The following is a 22,497-nucleotide window of genomic DNA, read 5'->3' on the forward strand; positions in this document are numbered from 1 at the left end:
GGTAAGGATAGGGTAGTCATGAGTCTTTTGCCAAAAGCCTTAACCGTACCAACCAAGTCAAAACTAAGCGGCTGGTTTGCCTCGCGTGCACCCAAAAGTGACAGTGCTACGCTGAATTTGCGCAACGTATATATTTTTTTTAGCCGCGAAGGTATGCTGTTTTCGGTGTTATTAATCATCACCTTTATCGCTGGTATCAATTATGGCAATAATCTGGTGTTGGGGTTATGTTTTTATCTTATCAGCATTTGGCTTATCAGTTTTCATGTGACCTTTGCCCATATTTCAGGGTTGAAAGTGCATTTATTAGAAGTCACCATGGCAGAGGTAGGTGCTCCAGTCTGGGTTACCTTGCAACTACGTAGTGAGAGCCGTCAACCCAGGCGGCAGCTATTATTTGGCTTTGAGGATGTGGATAATAAGGCTAAGAGTAGTGTGGACATTCCAAGCTCTGTCTTGGTCACAAGGTTGCAAGGTGAGAAAATCATTCGGTTACCTGTCCAGACCAATGCCCGTGGACAGTTTGAATTACCACGTCTCAGAATAAAAACAGTTTATCCTTTGGGTATTATGAAAGCATGGTCTTATATCTATTTTGCCCGTACCGCGTGGGTATATCCAAAACCTGAAGCATTTGATTGGGAAACGCAGTATGCCATTGCAAGCTTGGAGGATTTGCCAACAGGTGGGCAGTATCGCCAAGGCCAAGATGACTTTGAACGGCTCGATAACTACATAGAAGGTGAGTCGCTGGCACGTGTCTCTTGGGGGCATGTAGCGCGCGGTCAAGGAATGCTTACCAAACACTTCGCTGATCCTATTGGTCATGAGCAGACGCTAGACTATGCCGATATGCCTGCTGCACAACATGAACAAAAGCTATCACAACTGGCGTATGGTGCGATGACGTTGGGTCAGCTAGGTGTACCATATAATATGTGCTTACCCAATGATGCACCTTTTGTCACAAAGATGGGTGAAGGTGATGAATTTGCGCAAGATTGCTTGCTAAGGTTGGCAAAAGCACCATGACTAATTCTAAACACTTATCTTCGAGTAAAGATGTAGAAGCATCTATCAATGCTATTACAGCAGACTCTATCAAATCTGCAAGCTTTGAGCAGTTGGCGTTGGGTCAAAACATCACTACTCATGTTGCGCTTGGTAGTAATAATAAATGGTATCGCAAGCTACTTGCACTGCCAGCGTATTATTGGATAATAATTGCGCAAGTTATTGTTATTTTGCCGCATGCTGCCCATTTACCACTATGGCTAATGGGCTTTGCTGTGGTGAGTATTATCGCCCAGCTACCCCGTGTAAAGGCTCGATTTCAAAAGACAGCTCATTTAAAGCGTGTCTATCAAGGCATGCAAATGCTAGGCTTCTTATTGGGTCTTTTGGGATTGTGGTTGACCTACAATACGGCATTTGGGCTAGATATGGGCGTGGCATTTTTAGTGCTATGCCTCATTAGTAAGCTCTGGGAATTGTACAAGCGTCGTGACGCCTATGTGGTATTGAATTTATCGTTATTCGTGCTGGCAGCACTGTTTTTGATGGATCAAGGGCTGATTACTACTTTAGAGGTGGTGGTTGGAGCAGTCATTGTATTACTGACGTTTATTGCGTTAAACGATGATGGCAATGATTGGGGTGACGGTCGCTTGCGCACTTTGGGTGTATTAGGCATTGGTGCGCTGCCATTGTTGGTGGTGCTATTTCTATTTTTCCCTAGGCTACCACCGCTATGGTCGGTACAGCTATCAGGTCAGCAAGCGACCACAGGCGTCTCCGACAGCATGTCACCTGGTGACTTTGCTAACTTAGGACAATCAACGGAGTTGGCATTTCGGGTAGAGTTTGAAAATAACCGACCACCACAGCAGCAGCTCTATTGGCGCGGCTTGGTATTTAGCGATTTTGATGGAGTCACGTGGCGTCCTAATTCGCAACAACAACAGTGGCAGCCTTCAGAACAACGTCCTGCTTGGATTGACAATGCGTTTGCTACCATTCCCGAAGAGGCACAAGTTGCACCAAATAACTATCAAATCATCTTAGAGCCTACTCAGCAAAACTGGCTATTTGGTCTCGATTATCCTTTTGCTCAGCGGCGAGATGTCAGCATTACTTCAGATTTTACGTTATTAAAAGACGAGCCTGTCACTCAGCAGCTGCGCTATGACGTATTGCAGTTTTCACCGATGAATATCGATCCTATCCTTACGGATGATTCACGGCGGATGAATCTTGCACTGCCAAATAATGGTAACCCGAAAGCAAGAGCATTGGCTCAGCAGCTTTTTGCGCAGTCAGGCTCAGACCCTACGCGTTATATAGCGGCTATCGAGCACTGGATTAATCAAACAGATTTTCGCTATACGTTATCGCCACCACGTTTGAATAACAATCGTATTGACGAGTTTTTGTTTGAGACCAAGGCGGGGTTCTGTGAGCATTACTCTTCAAGTTTTACTTTTATGATGCGGGCAGCAGGTCTTCCAGCCAGAGTCGTCGCAGGCTATCAAGGTGGTGAGCCGAGCCGTGGTGGTAATGTGTGGGAAGTCCGGCAGATGGATGCGCATGCGTGGACTGAGGTTTGGATTGAGGGGCAAGGTTGGATACGTGTCGATCCAACTGCTTTTGTAGCGCCCGAGCGCGTCGAGCAGGGAATGGACGCGATGACGCAGTCACAAGGTGCTGCGATGTTTGGTGAAGGCGCTGGCGCACAGATTGACTATCAACAATATCAAATGCTACAAACCTTACGTCGTCTCTCAGACCAAGCGAGCTACTATTGGCAAAAAGACGTCGTCGGCTACGATCAAGACAAGCAAGCAGACTCGTTATTCAAATGGTTCAATATCAGATCCATCACGCAACAAATTATTTGGTTAGCCGCGAGTGCTATTACGGTCATGGTTATTTTGGTATTTATCATTTGGCAACGTCGCCGTAAACGCTGGCACCCAGTAGATTTACCACTTGCTCAGTTGTCGAAGCGTATAGGTAAGCAAGATAAGTCACTGGCTCGTACTGATAATGAAGGTCAGTTGGCGTGGCTTGAGCGCTTAGCGATGGCCATTGATTCTAGTGCCTCAAATGACACTGATGCGAGCAATACCAGTCAATTAACAGACAGTGATCACCCTAAAGTTATTCAGGATAAAATCACCCAAATCAAACAAGACTATCGTCATCTACGCTATGGACGCTTAAGCACTGTTGAAATCAGTGATAGTGAGTACCAGAAAGTGCTTAAGCAGCTAAAGAAAAACTTACACGAATTGTTGTAAGTTCATGGGTGACACACCCTAGCCAGTAGCAGTTATTAGCAATAGTGAGCGGATAAATGACAGATAGATTTGGAACAAACAATGCGTAGCACTAAAGATCGTATTCGCCACGCCTTAGCGTTTGAAATCATTGGCCTACTTATTTTCGCACCACTGGCAAGTTGGGTGTTCGGTTTTGAGCTGCACTCAATGGGTGTGATAGCGCTCGCTGGCTCTATTGTCGCGACCGTGTGGAATTATTTTTATAATGTCTTATTTGATAATGCCATGCTTAAACTACGTGGTGAGGTGAAAAAGACCGTTCCCATACGAGTGCTACATGCCACGCTATTTGAAGGTGGCCTGCTAGTGTTATTCTTGCCAGCGATTGCTTGGTATCTGGATATCAGTCTGTGGGAAGCGTTTAAAATGGATATTGCCATGGCGACATTCTATTTGGTATATGCTTTTGTGTATAACTGGATTTACGATAGAGTTTTTCCTATTGCTGAAGCTGGCTAATGGTGGTTTTATCCAAATATGCAGAACGTATTAAGGAGCCAGCTATATGGCAATATATGTAGATTTTATGCAGATAGAATTTAAAGGTTATAAGTGGTGCCACATGCTGGCCGATACGTTGCAAGAGCTGCATGAGTTTGCGGCGTTCATTGAATTAGATGAGCGTTTGTTCCACCGTAACGCCAGTTATCCGCATTATGACGTCACTGTACAAATGCGAGAAACCGCGATTGAGTACGGCGCTATTCCTGCTGATCGCAGAAAAATTATCGAGTGTGCTAAAAAGCTAAAAGTAGAGTTACATGCACAAATAGCACAGTCTGATAATGTTTAATAAATGCATAAGCAAATAAAAAAGGTGGGTTATGCTTTCGCTAACTCACCTTTTTTTGTTTGGATTTTTTGACGATTACTTTGCCACTGCTGCTGTACTGACGCCATTTAGGGCTTTTGAGATGTTATCAATGACGGTGTCACAACCTTTAATATTATGACGGGTTTTTAAGTATTGAGGATCGTTATACGATAGCCATACTTTTTTATCTGCATCTTCACTGATGAGGATTTTTTGTGGCAAATCGATAGCGACGCTTTGCTCGCAATTCATCAATGGTGTACCCGCTTTAGGGTTACCAAACATAATAACTTGTGTTGGTCTTAAGGTTAAATCGACACCTTGTGCATTTTTTTGATGATCGACACGTGCAAATACTTTCATGCCTTTACTTTCGATAATGGCTGCCAGTTTATCAGCAGTCTCTTGGACAGAGTGGTGACTTTGCATGGTTATCAAGCCTTTTTCGGCATTGGTGGCAGTCATCGTTGCTTTCACCGAGGACGTGTCGCTAGGTGAATGTAAAATATTTTCAACACTGGCACAAGAGGCCATGGTCAAAGCTAGAGCGGCGATAGAGACAATTTTAATCATAAATTTACCTATAGGTTATCAGTGATAGTTGGCAACATCGGACATTTATTGTGTCATTACATTGTGCGTAATAAACTGCGCATAGTAAAGAGCCACATTGCAACTTGCCTTAATAAATTACCAAGCCAATTACTAAGCCAAGTGCTCTGCCAAGTAGTCCACCAGTAGCCTGATTTTTGGTGATAACTGACGGTTGTGCGGATAAATGGCCCAAATACTTTCTTCAGGCTCTCTATAGTCATCCAACAAGCTTATCAGCTCCCCAGACGCTAGGTATTTTTGCACATAATAATCTGGCAGCTGGACGATGCCCAAACCTTTTAGGGCAGCATCAACTAGGCTATGACCACTATTATATTGAATGCTCCCAGAGACGCGCAAATTCCTTTCTTTACCTGCGTCACTAGCACGTGGGTCAGTATCTATAAAGTGCCAGTAGTCGCGAGTCCCAAGTAAGCAGTTATGTTGACTCAGCTTGCTCAGAGCATGTGGTGTGCCATATTTATCAAGATAAGAGGGTGCCGCGCAGACAAAGTTGGTGCGATGGCTGAGTTTTTTTGCCATCATCGTGGAGTCGCTTAATTTGCCGATACGAATCGCTAAGTCGTAACCACCTTCAATCAAATCGATCTTTTGATTACTCAAAAAAGCCGTCACTTCGATATCGCTATACTGCATCATAAAGTCATTGACCAACGGCAGCAATTGTTGTTCGCCATAAGTGACAGGGGCAGTCAGTTTGATCCTGCCTTGCGGTTTTGATTGCAAATTACTGACAGCCTGCTCAGCAGCATCCAAGCCATCGAGCACACTACGGCAATGCTGATAGAACACGCGACCTTCTTCTGTTAATGATACTTTGCGTGTCGTACGATAGAGGAGTTTAATATTAAGGCGTTTTTCTAAGGCGCTTATTTGCCGGCTAGCTTGAGCGGTCGAGATGCCTAATTCTTTGGCGGCGCGCGTAAAACTCTCGTATTCTGCGACGTAAACGAACTCGCTAACACCATCCCAGCGCATGATTATTACCAATATGTAAAAGATATTTGCAAATATAGCATATTGTTATCACCCTAGAAATAACTATAATGGTAAGCATCTACTCAAATAGTTGGTTGTAATCTAGCGGACTGCAATCATTTGCGAATGAGTGTCCTAGAAATAGTGGCCTGCTTTTTATAGGCTGTAAATAATAACGAATTAAAAAGAGAAATTCTTATGTCAGATAAATTTATTAAATCAAAAGCCGCCATCGCTTGGGGGCCAAACCAGCCACTATCTATCGAAGAAGTGGATGTCATGCTGCCACGTAAAGGCGAAGTATTGGTAAAAATCGTGGCAAGCGGTGTTTGCCATACCGATGCTTTTACCTTATCTGGTGAAGACCCAGAAGGTGTCTTCCCAGCAATTTTGGGTCATGAAGGTGGCGGTATCGTTGAGCAAATCGGCGAAGGCGTGACCAGCGTTCAGGTCGGCGATCATGTCATCCCGTTATACACGGCAGAATGCGGTGTTTGTAAAATGTGTACGTCAGGCAAAACCAATCTATGCTCGGCAGTGCGCGAAACTCAAGGTAAAGGCTTAATGCCAGATGGCACCACACGTTTTTATAAAGACGGCGAACCAATCTATCATTATATGGGCTGCTCAACTTTCTCTGAGTACACGGTTTTACCAGAAATATCTTTAGCGAAAGTCAATAAAGAAGCTCCATTAGAAGAAGTGTGCTTGCTTGGCTGCGGCGTGACTACCGGTATGGGCGCAGTCATGAATACTGCCAAAGTCGAAGAGGGCGCTACCGTTGCTATCTTTGGTCTGGGCGGTATTGGGCTGTCAGCGGTCATCGGTGCGGCGATGGCAAAAGCCAGTCGTATCATTGCTATCGATATCAACGAAAGTAAGTTTGAACTGGCTAAGAAGTTAGGCGCAACTGACTGCATTAACCCGAAAGACTACGACAAGCCAATTCAAGAAGTGATTGTTGAATTGACCGATGGTGGGGTAGATTACTCATTTGAATGTATCGGTAATGTCGATGTCATGCGTTCGGCGCTTGAATGCTGTCACAAAGGCTGGGGTGAGTCGGTCATTATTGGAGTCGCTGGTGCCGGACAAGAAATCTCTACTCGTCCGTTCCAGTTAGTGACTGGTCGAGTCTGGCGTGGATCAGCGTTTGGTGGAGTAAAAGGTCGTTCAGAATTACCAGGCTACGTTGAGCGTTATCTAGCGGGTGAAATCCCACTACAAGACTTCATTACCCATACTATGCCATTAGAAGATATCAACGAAGCGTTTGACTTGATGCATAAAGGTGAGAGTATTCGTACGGTCATCCATTTCTAAAAAATATTGTGCAAGAGCAATATCTGACAGTAACGTTAGAATGACTGTTCTGAAAATACGGTTTTAAAAATAAAAAGGCCGCTTCGTTTTCGAAGCGGCCTTTTTTAAAGCTTATAACATCATCATTTTATATGTATGGTTACAAAACCATTTACTCAGCCATATTAGCCAATTGCTCTAAAATACTTATGTAGTTTTCGACCCCTTGAGCACCGCTAACAAGATGACGCTCATTAAAAATGATTGCTGGTACACTTTGAATGCCTTGTTGTTGCCAATGCTGCTCTTCTGCTCGTACTTCCTTAGCAAAGAGCTGACCCTCTAATATTGCTAGCGCTTCACTACGATCAAGTCCAGTCTCTGCTGCAATATCAGCAAGCACGTTGATATCTGAAATATCTCTGTTATGGGTAAAATGCGCGGCAAACAATGCTTGTTTTAACTCATGCATACTTTCTTTCTGATCAGCGAAATGCAGAAGCTGATGTAAGTTGAAAGTATTGTGCATGCGCGTGTCATCATTGAAATTAAACTCAAAGCCAACTTCCTGTCCAGCTTCAGTCATTCTGACTCGGCTAGCATCTGACTCTTGCTTGGTCGAGCCGTACTTTTCGATGATGTGCTCACGTAGGTTTTGCCCCTCGCTTGGCATGTTGGGGTTTAGCTCAAACGGATGCCAGTGGATAGTGTGAGCAGTATTAGTTTGCTCAAGTGCTGCTGCCAATTGACGATAGCCGATGACGCACCAAGGGCAGACGACGTCTGAGACGATGTCTATTCGGAGTGGTTTTTCTGATGTGCTCATATTTCCTCGCAGGGATTGTTATTTGTATTTTATTTAAGGCTTCTAATTGCTCATATATCTCATCTAAATGTGTCTGCTTAGAGATAGTCGTCGACCAAGAAGCCTCAGTAATAATCATGCCTTAAACATCAAGCGTTAATGAACATTCAAAGCATAATCAGGTGAATACAATGCGCTCTGAGTGACTCATTTTGCTCACTGGATTGCTATTATTCATAGCTGCTTTTTTGCGATAAGGCAGTCAAAAATCAACCTCTGATAACAAAACGTATGAATATTTAACCAATCTGTCATGGCCATGAAATGGGATTTTCTTTACAGTAGCTTTGCCGACATTGGTAGTCGTGACTTATAACCTATGCTAACACCAAGTATTTAGCAAATAATAAAAACTTAATATTCGATACAGGATACACAAATGAAAAACATTACTGAAGCAATGAACTGGCGCTACAGCACCAAAGAATTTGATACCAATAAGAAAATCTCAGCAGAAGATTTCCAAAGTCTAAAGGATATTTTACGTCTCAGTCCTTCGAGCACCAATATCCAACCTTGGCATTTTGTGATTGCTGATGATGAGGCTGGTAAAGCTCGTATCGCTAAAGGCACAGATGGCATGTATGAATTCAATACGGCAAAAGTAAAAGATGCCTCACATGTCATCGTATTCTGTAGTCGTGTCTATGCTGATGATGAGTTCTTGAATGAAATACTAGACAAAGAGGAAGCTGATGGTCGTTTTGCGGAACCAAAATTTAAAGAGCAGATGCACCAAGTGCGTAAGATGTTTTTGGACATTCGCCGTTATGAGCAAAAAGATGAACCGCACTGGTTGATAGAGCAGCTATATCTTAATATGGGCGCTTTGCTACTAGGAGCTGCGACCTTGGGTATTGATGCTGTGCCGATGGAAGGGGCGGATTTGAAAGCACTTGATGAAGAGTTTGATTTACGTAGCAAGGGCTATACGGCTGTTGCGGTCGTATCGCTTGGCTATCGTAGTGAAGATGACTTTAACGCTGAGCTGCCAAAATCACGCTTTGATGAAGAGACAATCATCACGAAAGCCTAGCCAGTGTTCATCTAAGCGAAGAACGTATTCAAGATATATAGCTAACAAGTTCTATATAAAAAGTCTATTTAAGAGCCTCATAAACTGACCGTTTATGGGGCTTTTTTATCAAGATTCCCTTTGAAGTAACGTTAGAAACTGAGGATAAACAGCATATCACCTATTAGCAGTGCTAACATTTCGACATTCTCGCAGATTAGAAACTACACTGGAATCCCTACAAAGTTAAAACAAAATATCCCCTTTTGATAAGACATAATAAATTGATTAACGCTGTATTTACGAGGCGTTTTTCACCATCCTATTATGTCCATCTGCCAGCGAGAAGCCAGCATGTCTACTTTGACGTTAACAATCAATAAGCAGGATTATCAGCTCGAGAATCTTGACGCACGTACGACACTGCTCGATGTCTGTCGTCAGCATTTACAAATCACCGGACCCAAAAAAGGCTGCGACCATGGTCAATGCGGGGCTTGTACCATGCTCATCAATGGACGACGGGTTAATTCTTGTCTGACACTCGCCGTTATGCATGATGGTGATGACATTACAACAATTGAAGGCATTGGGATGCCAGAGTCATTATCGGCATTGCAGCAAGCATTTAAAGACAATGACGCTTTTCAGTGTGGGTATTGTACGCCTGGTCAGATTTGCTCAGCAACAGCGTTGATAGAGGAAGTAAAGCAAAACTGGCCAAGCCATGTCAGCACAGACTTAAAAAATCCTGATGGTCGCCTTGTACAAGAAATCGCTGAGCGCATGAGCGGTAACATCTGTCGCTGCTCTGCTTATCCCAATATTATTAAAGCCATTTCACAAGTGCTTGAAAGTCAGGTTTCAGAAGGTCAAGTATCCGCGTCTACTATTCAACCAACAGACAACGCAGTGCAAAATTCAAGCGTGACAGGTATCTGGTCACCACCACCGAGCGAGGCGCAACTTGGTAAGACCTCAGCGAATAATAAGACAGCAAATGCTACAACAGGAGGCCGCTCATGAAACGCTTTGAATATAGTCGTGCTGATGTACCAGAGCAAGCGGCAATATCCGCCAGTACCAAAGATGCGTCATTTATCGCAGGCGGTACCAACTTATTAGACTTAATGAAGCTAGAGATTGAGACGCCAATTAAATTGGTCGATATTACCCGTTTAGAGTTAGAAAAGGTCGAAACCACTGCCGACGGAGGTTTGCGTATCGGCACGCTTGTGACCAATAGTGACTTGGCAGCACATCCTGAGGTTATTGCCAATTACCCAGTATTATCCCGAGCGATTTTGGCAGGAGCGACTGGTCAGTTGCGTAATAAAGCAACGACTGGCGGCAATTTCTTACAGCGTACTCGTTGTTATTACTTCTATCAAACAGACAGCGCCTGCAATAAGCGTGAACCGGGAACAGGTTGTCCAGCTATCAATGGCGAGAACCGTACGCTAGCTATTTTAGGCACGAGCGATGCCTGTATTGCTCAGCATCCATCTGACATGGCAGTGGCGATGCGCTTGCTGGATGCCACTATCGAGACAGTTAAAGCTGACGGATCGACTCGTTCTATCAATGTGAAAGACTTTTATTGCTTACCAAAAGATACGCCGCATATCGAAAACGTATTAGAGGCAGGCGAGTTAATTACTCACGTTGTATTACCTGCGCCTATCAAGGGTATGCACACCTATGACAAAGTTCGCGATCGCGCCTCTTATGCCTTTGCGCTTGTGTCCTGTGCCGCAGTGATAGACGCTGGGGATAGCGGCAATCTGAAAACGGTACGATTGGCATTTGGTGGTATTGGTACTGAGCCGTGGCGTAACGAAGCGGTTGAATCACTGTTAACGGGTACCGATGGCAATAATGACGTTATTGCGCAAGCCGCCGATCTGCTATTGAATGATGCTAAAGGTAATGGTCAAAACGACTTTAAGATACCGTTGACGCGTCGCCTACTAAAACAAGTCATTCAGCGCGCACTAGCGGGCGAGGGAGCATAATCATGTCATTACTTGAATCAATCACTCAGTCAGAACCGACCAAAAAAGTGACCATGGATGAGCCTGTTGAGTCTTTGTTTAGCACAACAGCGAGCAAACTAGTCGGTAAGCCAATTAACCGTGTTGACGGCTCGCTAAAGGTTAGTGGGCAAGCGCCTTATAGTGCTGAAATCCATTTAGATAATAAAGCGTACGGTGTCTTGGTCGGTGCAACCATTGCCAAAGGACAAGTCCAGAATATCGATAGTAGTTCTTTAGACGGCATTCCTAATATTATCAAGGTCGTGACAGACCCTAAGCACTTTTTGCGTAACTCTCAGCAAGGCGGATTGAAAAAAGCCCCGAAGCAGGGAGCGACTGAGATTTTTTATCATGGTCAGCCTATTGCGGTGGTCATCGCTGAAACCTTCGAAGCAGCAACAGAAGGGGCAAATGCGCTTAAAGTCACTTATAAAGATGAGACTGACCAAGCGGCATTGAATTTTACTAAAGAGTTGTCTAACGCCCATGCAGTCGATGAGAAAAAAGGCTCTGACAAAAACTATGTCCAAGGTGATCCAGAGCAAGGTCTAGCTGATGCCGAGGTGACGCTTGATCGCTTTTATCATACGCCAAGTCAAAACAGCTCTGCTATGGAGCCACATGCGACATTGGCCCATTGGGAAGACGACAAGCTTATTCTTTATACGGCAAATCAAATGCTGGCGTCTTGTAAGCAGCAAGTTATGGACGCGCTAGACTTAAATAAAGACCAAGTTCAGCTGATCGCGCACTATGTCGGTGGCGGGTTTGGTAGCAAGCTCGGTATTGCCCCTGAATCTATTGCCGCTGCCATTGCGTCAAAAGAGCTTGGTCGTCCAGTATTAATTACCATGACGCGTCCACAAGTGATGGAAGCAACGGTCAGACGCTCAAATACTCGTCAGCGCATTGCAATTGGCTGCGATAAAGATGGCGTTATCGATACGTTGATTCACGATACCATTTCTAGTAATTTGCCAGACGAGGCATTCTTTGAGCCAACTGCCTTGTCTACGCACTATCTATACAGTGGTAAAAATCGCCGTGTAAATTATGAATTGGTCGACATGAACCAAGTGCTATCAGGATCGATGCGGGCACCTGGTGAAGCGGTCGGTATGATTGCGGTTGAGTGTGCGATGGATGAATTGGCTTCACAATTAGATATTGATCCTATAGAACTGCGCCGCCGCAATGAACCCGAGAAAGATCCTAGCAAAGATATTCCGTTTTCGTCACGTCAGCTGATCGCTTGTATGGAACAAGGTGCTGAGCAGTTTGGTTGGAGTCAGCGCAACGCGAAGCCTGCTAGTCAATTGGAAGGTGACTGGTGGATAGGCACGGGCATGGCTGCCGCCGCACGTGGTAATCAGTTACAGTCTTCTGAAGCACGCGCCACCTTGCAAGTAGACAAGTCAAAAGAACTCGGTGTCAAAGCTGTTATCGAGACAGATATGACGGATATTGGCACAGGGTCTTATACCGTATTTTCTCAGGTAGCTGCAGATTTATTGGGTCTGCCCATTGACCATATAGAGATGAAACTGGGTGATAGTGCCTTACCACCTGCATCAGGTTCTGGTGGTAGTTGGGGTGCGGCGAGTGCAGGTAGCGGTGTCTACCTCGCTTGTGAGCAGTTGCGTGAAATGCTAGCAGAAAAAGTTGGCCTGTATCCTGATACGATTCAGCTAGACAACGGTCAAATTAAGCAAGTAGGCAAGCACGATTTAACAGCGGTAGAGGCAGCTAAAGAGAATGGTCAAGCGTTCGCTGATAGCACGATTGATAAAATATCAGAAACCACAGGAGTCTCATTTTCAGAGAATGTATTAGAAAAACAGTCAGAATCAGAAAAATATGATTTTGACAATACAGAATCATATGCGCTTGCTGACGTGATCGCAGGCTATGAGGAGCAAAAAGTCAGTGCCAAAGGACAGATAAAGCCAGGTAAAAATGGCAAGAAATATCGTCAGTCTTCGTTTGGTGCAAACTTCGCTGAAGTAGCTGTGCATAAAGTCACTGGTGAGATTCGAGTGAAACGCATGACAGGTGCATTTGCCGCAGGTCGTATTCTTAATCATAAAACAGCGACTTCGCAATGCTATGGCGGCATGGTATTTGGTATTGGTTCAGCGTTGATGGAAGAGGTCATCCACGATAAACGTGATGGTCGCCTGTGTAACCATGACCTCGCTGAGTACCATGTGCCAGTTAATGCTGATGTGCCGCAGTTGGATGTGATATTGGTCGAAGAGGATGATCCTTATACCAACCCAATGCATATCAAGGGTATTGGTGAGACGGCTATTGCCGGTGCTGCTGCTGCGATTGCTAATGCTGTCTATAATGCAGTTGGTGTACGTGTTTATGATTTTCCGATTACGCTCGATAAGCTGCTTTACGAGATGCCAGAGTAATTTTTTCAAGCCATATGTACGACAGGAACCCGCTTAATGAGCGGGTTTTTATAACTCAATCAGCAGTATTGTTAAGTAGCAAATAAGAGGTGTTATGAATCAGATAGCTGACATTCTTAAGCTGGCAGGTAAGGCTCAGCAGCAAGGCATTGATGCTGTACTGGCAACAGTCGTACGTACCGAGGGCTCAGCATATCGCCGCGCTGGCGCGATGATGCTTATCTGTGAGGATGGTCGCTCAGTTGGGATGATTAGTGGTGGCTGCTTGGAGCCGCACATTATCAAACGTGCCTTTTGGCTTACTCGTGACGGTTCCAATGTGCAGGTTTATCAGACGGGAGATGACATTGAATATGCTGACAATGGCCAAGCGAAAGCGGGCGTGAAGCAAACTGAGTCTGATATATATGATGAGCCAGATAGTGATTTAAATGACACGGACTTTGATGAGCTGAATTTTGGATTGGGCTGTAATGGACGAGTGCATGTATTATTTGAGCGACTGGCGACGGCTGAGCCATTGTTAGATATCATCAGTAACGTTCGACGTACTCAGCAGCCGATCACAGTGGCGACTTTGATTCGTGCTAACGACTATCAGCATCAAGATTCTATATCGCAAAAAAGTGATAACTTGCGAATTGGGATGCGTATTAATTTAGATGAACATCTAAGTTTGGGAGGTACCTCAGAACAAGATAAAATAAACCCTTCAAGTATAATTGCCGATACTGTAGAAAAGTTAGCACAATATAATCTGTCTGATAAAAATGCCGAATATGTGATAGTGGAAAACGGTAAGGCAACAACAGAATGGCTTGTGCAACGATTGCAACCACAAGTGCGTTTATTGATTTGCGGGGCGGGTAACGATGTGATGCCACTGGTGACCATGGCCAAGCTACAGGACTGGCATGTGACGGTCATCGATAGTCGCGTACAATATGCGACGCGCATGCGTTTTCTTCAAGCGGATGTTGTAATGTCGCTACATCTAGATGACAGCGAGACTTTGCTTAAGCTAAGCAATAATGCAGCAGTTGCTTTGATGTCACATAGTTTGAGTCAGGATCGCGCTCGCCTAGCGATACTGCTCGAGCATTCAGACAATTATAAATACTTAGGACAATTGGGGCCACGCTATCGTACCGAACGCTTAATTAGTGAGATTAGCATGAATATTAGCAATCCTGCTATGTTAGAAGCTGGTATCCATAAGTTGCATTATCCGATTGGTTATAAGCTAGGTGGAGATGGCCCTGAAGCACTGGCGCTTGGCATTATGGCAGAGATAAATGCCGTCATGCACAATCAAACCGTTTCAGTAGATGGATCGCATAACAATCTCTTAGATATAGTAGCGGAGAATAGTGATACAGATCCTGCTATCGTACAGAGTGTCGTATGAGCAAGAGTGCATTTACAGAAAGTACTGAACGACAGCGCCAAAACCATGCGGTCATCATCTTGGCAAGCGGACTAAGTCAGCGTCTTGGTCACCCTAAGCAGCTGCTCGTTAAGAATGGCGAGCCGTTGATTACTTATATGACTCGACTGGCAACAACTACCAATCCGCAAGCCATCGTCGTTGTCATTCCTGATAGTCATTGTTTGATTGCTAGTGCGATTATAGAGTTGGCTAATCAATACCCAACGGTTCAAATAGTGGTGAACTTACAAGCTGAAACGGGTATGGCACATAGTTTACGTTTGGGTATTGAGACAGTTGCTGCTTTTGAATCGAATTCAATCGATCAAGTGCTCATCATGGGAGTGGATCAAGTATTATTAGATGAGCCACATTTAACATCATTGCTAGCGGGCAAGCAGACGGTAGTGACCAGTCGTTATCACAGTTGGCAAGGTTTAGAGAGACATCGAAAACGGGATGAAACGGTATCTGATATCATTGGTCTGCCTCTAGCTATCAATTATAAATTGCTCAAACAATGGCAGTCAGAATTGATAGGAGATAAGGGACTTCGTCACCTAATTAGAGGACTGCCCGCTGAAAAAATAGGTAGGGTTGATAATGACCAACTTAGCTACGATATTGACACACCGGAGCAGCTAGCATTTGCCAAAAAACAAGGGTGGCTTGATAGCTAGCCTGATTGTCCTAATTTATTTTGAACAGTATTAATTTTGAACAACGAAATGCGAGAAAATCAAATTATAAATACGATAGAAACAGAACGCTTATATCTTAGACAGTGGCGAGCAAGTGATTTTGCAATATTCGCTGAAATGAATGCTGATCTTGACGTAATGAAGTATTTCCCTAAGCCGTTATCACCAAAAGTGAGCGAGGCGATAGCCAATAAATGCTCGCAGCTTATTGAAGATAAAGGTTGGGGTTTTTGGGCGGTCAGTCTAAAAGAGACATATACCTTTATTGGTATGGTTGGCTTAAATGAAGCGCATGCTGATATGCCATTTGCACCTACTGTTGAGATTGCTTGGCGATTACACAAAGATTATTGGGGACAAGGTTATGCAACGGAGGCAGCACGGGCGTCATTGAAGTTTGCATTTGAGGTATTAGAACTTGAGGAGGTCGTTGCCTTTACGGCTGTTATTAACAAGCACTCGCAACTGATTATGCAGCGCATTGGGATGAGTGATATACAAGAAAACTTTTACCATCCAATGCTTGAGTCTAATCATCGACTTGCTGAGCACGTTTTGTATAAGATTACTCCGGAGCAAAGATCGTAAGCTTATTCTCAGTATGTTTTTTTCACACGAGAATTAGTAAATAATAGACCCATAATAAAAGTGGAAAAAATAAGTAGTGTAGGATGCGCTAAATATGAGGACGCGCCCTAGTTAAGAAACCTCAATCCAGAGGTTTTGAGTGCCCATACTAGCTCTACAAAGGCGCGACTATTCGTCAAAGGCTCACCATCAATTATGAGCACATAGCCTGAGCTATCAATCCATAAGAATACAAAACTGGTCTCAGGGATGAGCAGGTCGACCTGCTGAAAGAATGAGATCGCTTGGCTTTCTACGGCCCATCCGCGTTGCTTTTGTCGTAGCATAAATCCTGAAAAATCAGCCGCCGCGACACTAAGCATATCTGCTTCTTCTTGGCTGTAGCCAATACGTGCCAAGCAAAACCCTTCATCAGAGCCAATGGCAGCGCGGCGTTTGCCCGATAAGCTGGCAACCACATAAGGCAAAAACTGATCTAGTGGCAGATTGGGCGCTGGTAACAGGAGAGACAGTTTCTCAATCCAACCTTGTTCTATGAAATTTTGCAGCCATTCATCAGAGTAACGTTCGAGCCAGTCGGCAGCGAGTAACGTCTGCGCATAGGATAACAAGTCTTGTAGTGATAGCTGCTCCTCAGTGGGTTCGCCTTGTGAAAATGCCTCAAAAATACCGGCTGGGGTTAGAGTCAGATACGTTTTATCAGCATTTAAATAAGAAGACATAGCAGCTACCATTATGATGAAGGTTATAGAGTGGCGATAAATTAGGTTTTCATATAGTTGAATTCAAATAATTTTGATACAAGGAAACCGAGTCCAAGTTATACATTAGTATGCTTAGCGAGGAAGACGATGTAGCGAATTTATATGGATTTGACTATAGTTTGATCAAGGCGCTGTTGACAGTTATTCCAACGCGCATCGAATTGCCAGTCACTTTTACCCAAGCGAAACCACACTAAGGAAAAGGCAAGTCGATCATTGCGAGCGATACAGTGTGCAAAGAACTCGTTTTCGACTTGCTCAATCGTACCCCAATCCTCATTAGTACGTGCTTGCATCAGCTCGGCTGTAATTTCTTTGGAGATTTCCTTGGCATCATCGCTACTGATACGTAGTCGTTGTTTTTTCTCATTGAGAGACGGTGATATCAATACACTCCAACGGGTCGCGAGCATACTATTGCGTTGAATATATCTTTTTTTGTCAATACAGTCGCGGAACCCTTGTTGAATATGAGGATACAGGCGATCTTTGACACGAATGAACAGGTTATTCACATCATAAGGAATGTCATACCAGCAGCCATAAAAGAAGTCTGCAACAGCGCCTTGCAGCGGCTCTCTCTCGGTCAATAGTAGCGCCGCATTGATGCGTTGTTCATGAAAATGACGGTTGTTGGGTGCCAAAAACACTTTACGCGAGTATAAGCGGAATACTCGCCGCGCTTCCATCTCGTTTTCTTTAATAAGATCTGAATCAGACATAACAATATCCTTTGAGTCACGGTCGCTACATAGTCAAATTCATATAAATCCGCTACATCGTCATCCTCGCTAAGCGTACTAATGTATCACTTGGACTCGGTTTCCTTGTATCGAAATTATTTGAATTCAACTACATTCAGTTCCATATAAATCAGATAGATTGTCAGGCCCGTTCAGTCTACTGTTTATAGTGCTCTTACTTGTAGTGCTCTTACCTGTCCTCTCTTGCGTATGTAGCCCAGTAATTAGTCCAGCAACGTCTGCATCAAATCTATCATAAATTCGGCATCTTCTTCAGTCATCGCTTCAAACCCTTGAGGCATACCAAGTTCGGCTAAGGCTTCTTTACCATCATCATCATTGTGCAGATTGAGAATGGCTTCTATAAAGATTTTCGCATCAAGGAAGTCGTCTTTAATAAGTAGCACGTGGCTGATGTCAGCCAAGTCACTTTCGATAAGTACGGAGAGCTGAGTCTTGGTCAACCGCGAAAGGCTATGAAAAATCTCTGCCAAGAAGAAAGCAGCTTGGGCATCCCCTTTAATGACTTTACGGGCAGCTGCCTGATAGGTTTCAGTGACATCCCATGTCAGATCAGATTCTTCGATATCAACGGCTTCTAGTAATCGTAAGCCAATCAGTTTGACATCTCGGTTGTCTGCCATGGCGACTGTAGCGCCAGCTTTAATGTCTTCTAAGTGGTTAATGTCGCTATTTGCAGCAGCGGCAATGACCATCTCATCAGACTTTCCGATAGGGCGGGCGATGGCACGGTAGCCTTGCTCACGGATTAGGGTGGCTGCATCAAAAGGGTTGGCGTAAATGACCTGAATGTCACCAGCATGAATGACTTGCTCTTGTTCAGCATGTGATGCGGGGATATTCAAGTGCATATTTAAGTTGGCACGTTTTTGAATCAACGTATTGAACATGTGCCAGCCTGCAAAACGCTCAGGCGAAAAATCTGGGGCGATTAACATATTGTGTGTCGTCATGATTTAGCCTTCCTCATTTTGTTTCATTTGGGCATATTGCACCATTGCCGCTTCGATTTTGCTGCGTGATGGCTTGCGTCGTACGGAGGTATAGCCTACGGTTTCGCCATGACGAACGTTAGGTACGACGGTTGCATAGACCCAATAATGACTACCATCTTTGCATAAGTTTTTGACGTAGCCATGCCATTTTTGTCCTGCTGTGGCAGTGTCCCACAGATCTTTATAAGCCGCTTTTGGCATGTCAGGATGGCGCAAAATATAATGCTGCTGGCCAATCAATTCATCGACATGGTAACCGCTAATCTCAACAAAAGCATCGTTGACGTGTGTCAGTATGCCATCCAAATCGGTACGCGATACAATCAATTTGCCATCTGGATAAGGGCGTTCGATACCAGTGTCATAGACAGTACGCGACGTGCCATCGTGGTAAGTTAAGGTAAGCTGTTCGGCAGGCATATCAGGCTTGTGTGCATCAGGGATTGGAGAACCCATGGTCATCTCCTTCATTGGTCGTTATGTAGTTAATTCTTTATAAATTGAATACGGTATCAGCCTTGCTTAGTCTACTACTTGTAGTACTGTCACCCGGCTTCCTTGTATCCAAATTATATTGAACCGACTATGTTTATAGTAATTAAAAGGCTAATAAATTCAATAAGCAGTCGCCGATCAAATGAGCTTTGCAAGGGCTTCCGAGGCACGTTTGATATCTAAGAATATCAAACCAAGCTTGGCATTTGGTTTTGCCATAATAGTGAGTACCGCCTCATCTCCTGATGACGTCATAATAACGTAGCCTTTTTCACCCTGAATCATAATACGATCGATACTACCACGTGCCAACTCACGGCCTGCACGGTCACCTAACGATAATAATGCCGCTGACATAGCACCCACACGGTCTTCATCAACGCCAGCTGGTAGAGCTGAAGCAATCATCAGACCATCGTTAGAGATTAGGGCAGATGCTTCAACATCTGCTGATGAGCTGTTTAAGTCTTCCAATATCTGTTGAAATGAGTCTGTACGCATATCGCTTTCTCTATGATAAGTGGTGGGTTGTTTAAGTAAAAAAACTGGTTAACTATATCCTTGCTTTAAGAAAGGTATTCTAACTCCTTACTAATGATATTGATATACATTTGCTCAATAAAAAATGACATTTTTATAATTTTTTGCCGTTTAGCATCGAATATCTGCCTTTTATCCTTGGTTTCTAAAGGAATTTGATAGTAATCCATTACCTTCAGTAAGGAAATGATGAAAGAGTTGGCCTAATTATTTATATTTTTGATCAGAAACACTATCTGAATAACCATCAATCGGTGTCTAGAGTTTCTATCAAACAGTGCAGCCTAGATTTAGCTAACGAAAATTGCTTATATGTTTCTATGATGGAGGTATTTACTAGACTTATGTATATTAAGGATGATATATAGTTATAAGACGAAAAATATTGACACTTATCAATTCGATATAGATATACAAATCCAGTCAGCTTTTTTAATCCCATCTGTCTCTACAGACGCTAACGTGTTGTAGGGATGATTTCAGTTTTACATCAGTGTTCGCAATCTCATTATCCGTTGTGACATCACGCGACGTTGACGTAAGTAAATATGATCCCCAGTTTTATCCTAAGGAAGAGATGTATGAGTATCAGTCAGGCCATCGAAAAAATCGAAGCACGTTATGCGCATCAGCCAGAGTTTATTCAAGCAGTAAAAGAGGTGGCGATTACGATTCAACCTTTATATGATGCTCATCCTGAATATAGTGCATTGAAAGTATTTGAGCGTTTGGTGGAGCCTGATCGGGTATTTGGTTTTCGTGTCAACTGGGAAGATGATAAAGGCGACGTGCAAGTCAATCGTGGCTGGCGTGTGCAGTTCTGCAATGCTTTAGGCCCTTATAAAGGCGGTCTTAGATTCCATCCTACCGTCAATCAGTCGGTATTAAAGTTCTTAGGCTTTGAGCAAATCTTTAAAAATGCCCTAACTGGACTGCCTATTGGTGGCGGTAAAGGTGGGTCAGATTTCGACCCTAAAGGTAAAACGGACAGTGAAATTCGCCGTTTTTGCTACGCCTTTATGCGTGAGCTGCATCATTATGTGAGCAAAGATATGGATGTGCCTGCCGGTGATATCGGCGTCGGTGGTCGAGAAGTCAGCTACATGTTTGCGATGTATAAAAATTTAACACGCGAATCAACAGGTGTTATCACTGGTAAAGGCGTTGGCTTCGGCGGCAGCTTGATGCGTACAGAAGCGACTGGCTATGGTGCGGTATATTTCTTAGAAAATATGCTTCTCGCTCAAAATGACACGCTCAAGGGCAAAAAGGTTCTGATATCAGGGGCAGGTAATGTCTCATTGCACGCTGCCGAAAAAGTGAATGCACTTGGTGGTATGGCAATAACGGTCTCTGATTCACAAGGGACGTTGCATGATAAAAAAGGTTTCAATCAAGAAAAAATCGATTGGCTCAAAAAACAAAAACAGCAGAACAAACCATTGGCAGAGTATGTTGAAGTCTATGGTGGAGAGTGGCTTGCTAAACAAAAACCGTGGCAGTTTAAGGCTGATATTGCGATTCCATGTGCTACTCAAAATGAAGTCAATGAATCTGATGCCAAACTGTTCGTCGAAAATGGTGTGAAGTACGTGGTTGAAGGCGCTAATATGCCGCTCACTGCTGAAGCGATTGATCATATCCGTTTGCACCGTGTCCATTATGCACCTGGTAAAGCCGCTAACGCTGGCGGGGTAGCAGTATCTGCGCTTGAAATGTCGCAAAACTCTGTCCGTCAGTATCAAACCTTTGAGCAAGTCGATGAGCGTCTAAAAGGTATTATGAAAGATATCCACGACAGTGCTGCGAATGCTTCAGAACAATATGGTCAAACTGATAATGGTTATGTCGACTATATGGCTGGTGCCAATATGGTTGGTTTCAAACGTGTGGCTGATGCGTTGGTCGCTTTTGGTATTTTGAACTAAGGCTCTACTATATAACTCATAGCCTCATCTGATCATTGCAATAACCAATACTGCGTTTATCCTCTTGAGACAAACGCAGTATTTTTTTTGAAAAAATAGCAATGACTACTCGAAAGTAAACGTTTCTATAGGTGATGTATTTAGATTGATTGTCCAAACAAAGTAATTACACTTTGATACTTTTTCATCCTACAGCGAGTAGAAAACCTCGCTAACATGTACCTACGAATAACGAAGCCAACGTCTATTGATAATGAAAAGTAAGCACTTGGCTAAAAAAGTAAGTCATCAGTGAAGGAGATAAGATAATGGAAAAACTGTCTAAAAAGATGCAGTTGACCACTTTAGGTGCAGGCCTAGCAGTCGCACTAACCGCAGGTGTCATGAGCACGACTGTCATAGCCGCTCAAACAAATCTATCTACCGAAGTGAAAGCAGCAAAAGGTAATAAGGTTGGCTTAAAGCAAGCGATCACTATCGCAACCGAACATGTATCAGGTATGCTCATCAGCGCTGATTATGATGAGGACGACGATGATACAGAAAACGGTGTATACGAAATAGAATTTAGCACGGCTAGCGATAGCTATGAAGTGATCGTTGATGCTATTACGGGGAAAGTTGTCAGCACTGATACTGAACGGTTAGATCGTGATGATATCAACGATTACAATGTACAGCGCCTTGTGAAAGTAAACGTCATGAGTGCGATAGGTATCGCTGAGAAAAAAATAGGCGGTATGACATTAGAAGTCGAGTTTGAAGCAGATCGTGATTACAGTGATCATCCTTTATATTACAAAGTGGACTTATTAAAAGGTAATGAGATCGTCAGTATTAACATCGACGCCAATACAGGCGAGACGTTTGCCAACAAATATAAGCGCTAGTAGCAATGTTAATAACA

The 22,497-nt window shown here is 43.7% G+C and carries 22 protein-coding genes; 14 read left to right on the forward strand and 8 right to left on the reverse strand.

All coding sequences use genetic code 11. The annotated features are described in order from the left end of the window. Positions 1-18: 18 nt before the first annotated feature. The 4 genes from IPZ60_RS10445 (at position 19) to IPZ60_RS10460 (ending at position 4,134) form a co-directional block, all read left to right on the forward strand. Positions 19-1,032: a hypothetical protein gene (locus tag IPZ60_RS10445; protein WP_194197729.1), complete on the forward strand. Its 1,014-nt coding sequence runs from the start codon at positions 19-21 to the stop codon at positions 1,030-1,032. After that, on the forward strand, positions 1,029-3,299 hold the full coding sequence (locus IPZ60_RS10450; protein ID WP_194197730.1) for a DUF3488 and transglutaminase-like domain-containing protein: 2,271 nt from the start codon (positions 1,029-1,031) through the stop codon (positions 3,297-3,299). The genes IPZ60_RS10445 and IPZ60_RS10450 overlap by 4 nt, the downstream gene beginning before the upstream one ends. 81 nt (positions 3,300-3,380) lie before the next feature. Further along, positions 3,381-3,800 (forward strand): PACE efflux transporter, encoded by a 420-nt coding sequence (locus IPZ60_RS10455; protein WP_194197731.1) that lies wholly within the window; start codon positions 3,381-3,383, stop codon positions 3,798-3,800. Positions 3,801-3,846: 46 nt separating this feature from the next. Then, complete coding sequence (locus tag IPZ60_RS10460) at positions 3,847-4,134, forward strand: DUF4031 domain-containing protein (protein ID WP_194197732.1); 288 nt, start codon at positions 3,847-3,849, stop codon at positions 4,132-4,134. Between the two features lie 75 nt (positions 4,135-4,209). On the opposite strand, the gene IPZ60_RS10465 is transcribed toward IPZ60_RS10460, so the two are convergent. After that, positions 4,210-4,728: a DUF302 domain-containing protein gene (locus IPZ60_RS10465; RefSeq protein WP_194197733.1), complete on the reverse strand. Its 519-nt coding sequence runs from the start codon at positions 4,726-4,728 to the stop codon at positions 4,210-4,212. A 132-nt stretch (positions 4,729-4,860) separates the two neighbouring features. Then, positions 4,861-5,748: a LysR family transcriptional regulator gene (locus IPZ60_RS10470; RefSeq protein ID WP_194197734.1), complete on the reverse strand. Its 888-nt coding sequence runs from the start codon at positions 5,746-5,748 to the stop codon at positions 4,861-4,863. A gap of 198 nt (positions 5,749-5,946) precedes the next feature. On the opposite strand from IPZ60_RS10470, the gene IPZ60_RS10475 reads away from it, so the two are divergent. Continuing rightward, entirely contained in the window at positions 5,947-7,071 is a 1,125-nt protein-coding gene (locus tag IPZ60_RS10475) for an S-(hydroxymethyl)glutathione dehydrogenase/class III alcohol dehydrogenase (RefSeq protein ID WP_201591715.1), read from the forward strand. A 151-nt stretch (positions 7,072-7,222) separates the two neighbouring features. Here IPZ60_RS10475 and IPZ60_RS10480 read toward each other — a convergent pair whose 3' ends face one another. Further along, entirely contained in the window at positions 7,223-7,876 is a 654-nt protein-coding gene (locus IPZ60_RS10480) for a DsbA family oxidoreductase (protein WP_194197735.1), read from the reverse strand. Between the two features lie 418 nt (positions 7,877-8,294). Between IPZ60_RS10480 and nfsB the strand changes: the two genes are divergently transcribed. The 7 genes from nfsB to IPZ60_RS10515 all read left to right on the forward strand — a co-directional run bounded on the left by nfsB (position 8,295) and on the right by IPZ60_RS10515 (position 16,104). After that, positions 8,295-8,951 (forward strand): oxygen-insensitive NAD(P)H nitroreductase, encoded by a 657-nt coding sequence (gene nfsB / locus IPZ60_RS10485; protein WP_194197736.1) that lies wholly within the window; start codon positions 8,295-8,297, stop codon positions 8,949-8,951. 333 nt (positions 8,952-9,284) lie between these two features. Beyond that, entirely contained in the window at positions 9,285-9,956 is a 672-nt protein-coding gene (locus IPZ60_RS10490; protein WP_194197737.1) for a 2Fe-2S iron-sulfur cluster-binding protein, read from the forward strand. Further along, a complete protein-coding gene (locus IPZ60_RS10495) occupies positions 9,953-10,945 on the forward strand; it encodes a xanthine dehydrogenase family protein subunit M (RefSeq protein WP_194197738.1) in 993 nt (330 codons plus the stop codon). Before IPZ60_RS10490 ends, IPZ60_RS10495 begins: the two co-directional genes overlap by 4 nt. A 2-nt stretch (positions 10,946-10,947) precedes the next feature. Then, entirely contained in the window at positions 10,948-13,386 is a 2,439-nt protein-coding gene (locus IPZ60_RS10500) for a xanthine dehydrogenase family protein molybdopterin-binding subunit (RefSeq protein WP_194197739.1), read from the forward strand. 94 nt (positions 13,387-13,480) lie between these two features. Further along, a complete protein-coding gene (locus IPZ60_RS10505; RefSeq protein WP_194197740.1) occupies positions 13,481-14,794 on the forward strand; it encodes an XdhC family protein in 1,314 nt (437 codons plus the stop codon). Further along, entirely contained in the window at positions 14,791-15,495 is a 705-nt protein-coding gene (locus IPZ60_RS10510) for a nucleotidyltransferase family protein (RefSeq protein WP_194197741.1), read from the forward strand. Before IPZ60_RS10505 ends, IPZ60_RS10510 begins: the two co-directional genes overlap by 4 nt. A gap of 48 nt (positions 15,496-15,543) precedes the next feature. Then, positions 15,544-16,104, forward strand: a complete 561-nt coding sequence (locus tag IPZ60_RS10515) for a GNAT family N-acetyltransferase (RefSeq protein ID WP_194197742.1) — start codon at positions 15,544-15,546, stop codon at positions 16,102-16,104. Between the two features lie 107 nt (positions 16,105-16,211). On the opposite strand, the gene IPZ60_RS10520 is transcribed toward IPZ60_RS10515, so the two are convergent. The 5 genes from IPZ60_RS10520 to IPZ60_RS10540 form a co-directional block, all read right to left on the reverse strand. Next, entirely contained in the window at positions 16,212-16,826 is a 615-nt protein-coding gene (locus tag IPZ60_RS10520) for a hypothetical protein (RefSeq protein WP_194197743.1), read from the reverse strand. Between the two features lie 140 nt (positions 16,827-16,966). Further along, a complete protein-coding gene (locus IPZ60_RS10525; RefSeq protein WP_194197744.1) occupies positions 16,967-17,590 on the reverse strand; it encodes a hypothetical protein in 624 nt (207 codons plus the stop codon). Positions 17,591-17,835: 245 nt separating this feature from the next. Next, entirely contained in the window at positions 17,836-18,585 is a 750-nt protein-coding gene (locus IPZ60_RS10530; RefSeq protein ID WP_194197745.1) for a PhnD/SsuA/transferrin family substrate-binding protein, read from the reverse strand. Between the two features lie 3 nt (positions 18,586-18,588). Continuing rightward, positions 18,589-19,083: a PAS domain-containing protein gene (locus IPZ60_RS10535; protein ID WP_194197746.1), complete on the reverse strand. Its 495-nt coding sequence runs from the start codon at positions 19,081-19,083 to the stop codon at positions 18,589-18,591. Between the two features lie 177 nt (positions 19,084-19,260). Further along, entirely contained in the window at positions 19,261-19,623 is a 363-nt protein-coding gene (locus IPZ60_RS10540; protein WP_194197747.1) for a roadblock/LC7 domain-containing protein, read from the reverse strand. Positions 19,624-20,243: 620 nt separating this feature from the next. On the opposite strand from IPZ60_RS10540, the gene gdhA reads away from it, so the two are divergent. Further along, entirely contained in the window at positions 20,244-21,590 is a 1,347-nt protein-coding gene (gene gdhA / locus IPZ60_RS10545) for an NADP-specific glutamate dehydrogenase (RefSeq protein ID WP_194197748.1), read from the forward strand. Between the two features lie 308 nt (positions 21,591-21,898). After that, on the forward strand, positions 21,899-22,480 hold the full coding sequence (locus tag IPZ60_RS10550) for a PepSY domain-containing protein (protein ID WP_194197749.1): 582 nt from the start codon (positions 21,899-21,901) through the stop codon (positions 22,478-22,480). The last annotated feature ends 17 nt before the right edge of the window (positions 22,481-22,497 follow it).

Origin of the sequence: Psychrobacter sp. NG25, from assembly GCF_015234355.1 — a bacterium.
GTDB lineage: Bacteria > Pseudomonadota > Gammaproteobacteria > Pseudomonadales > Moraxellaceae > Psychrobacter.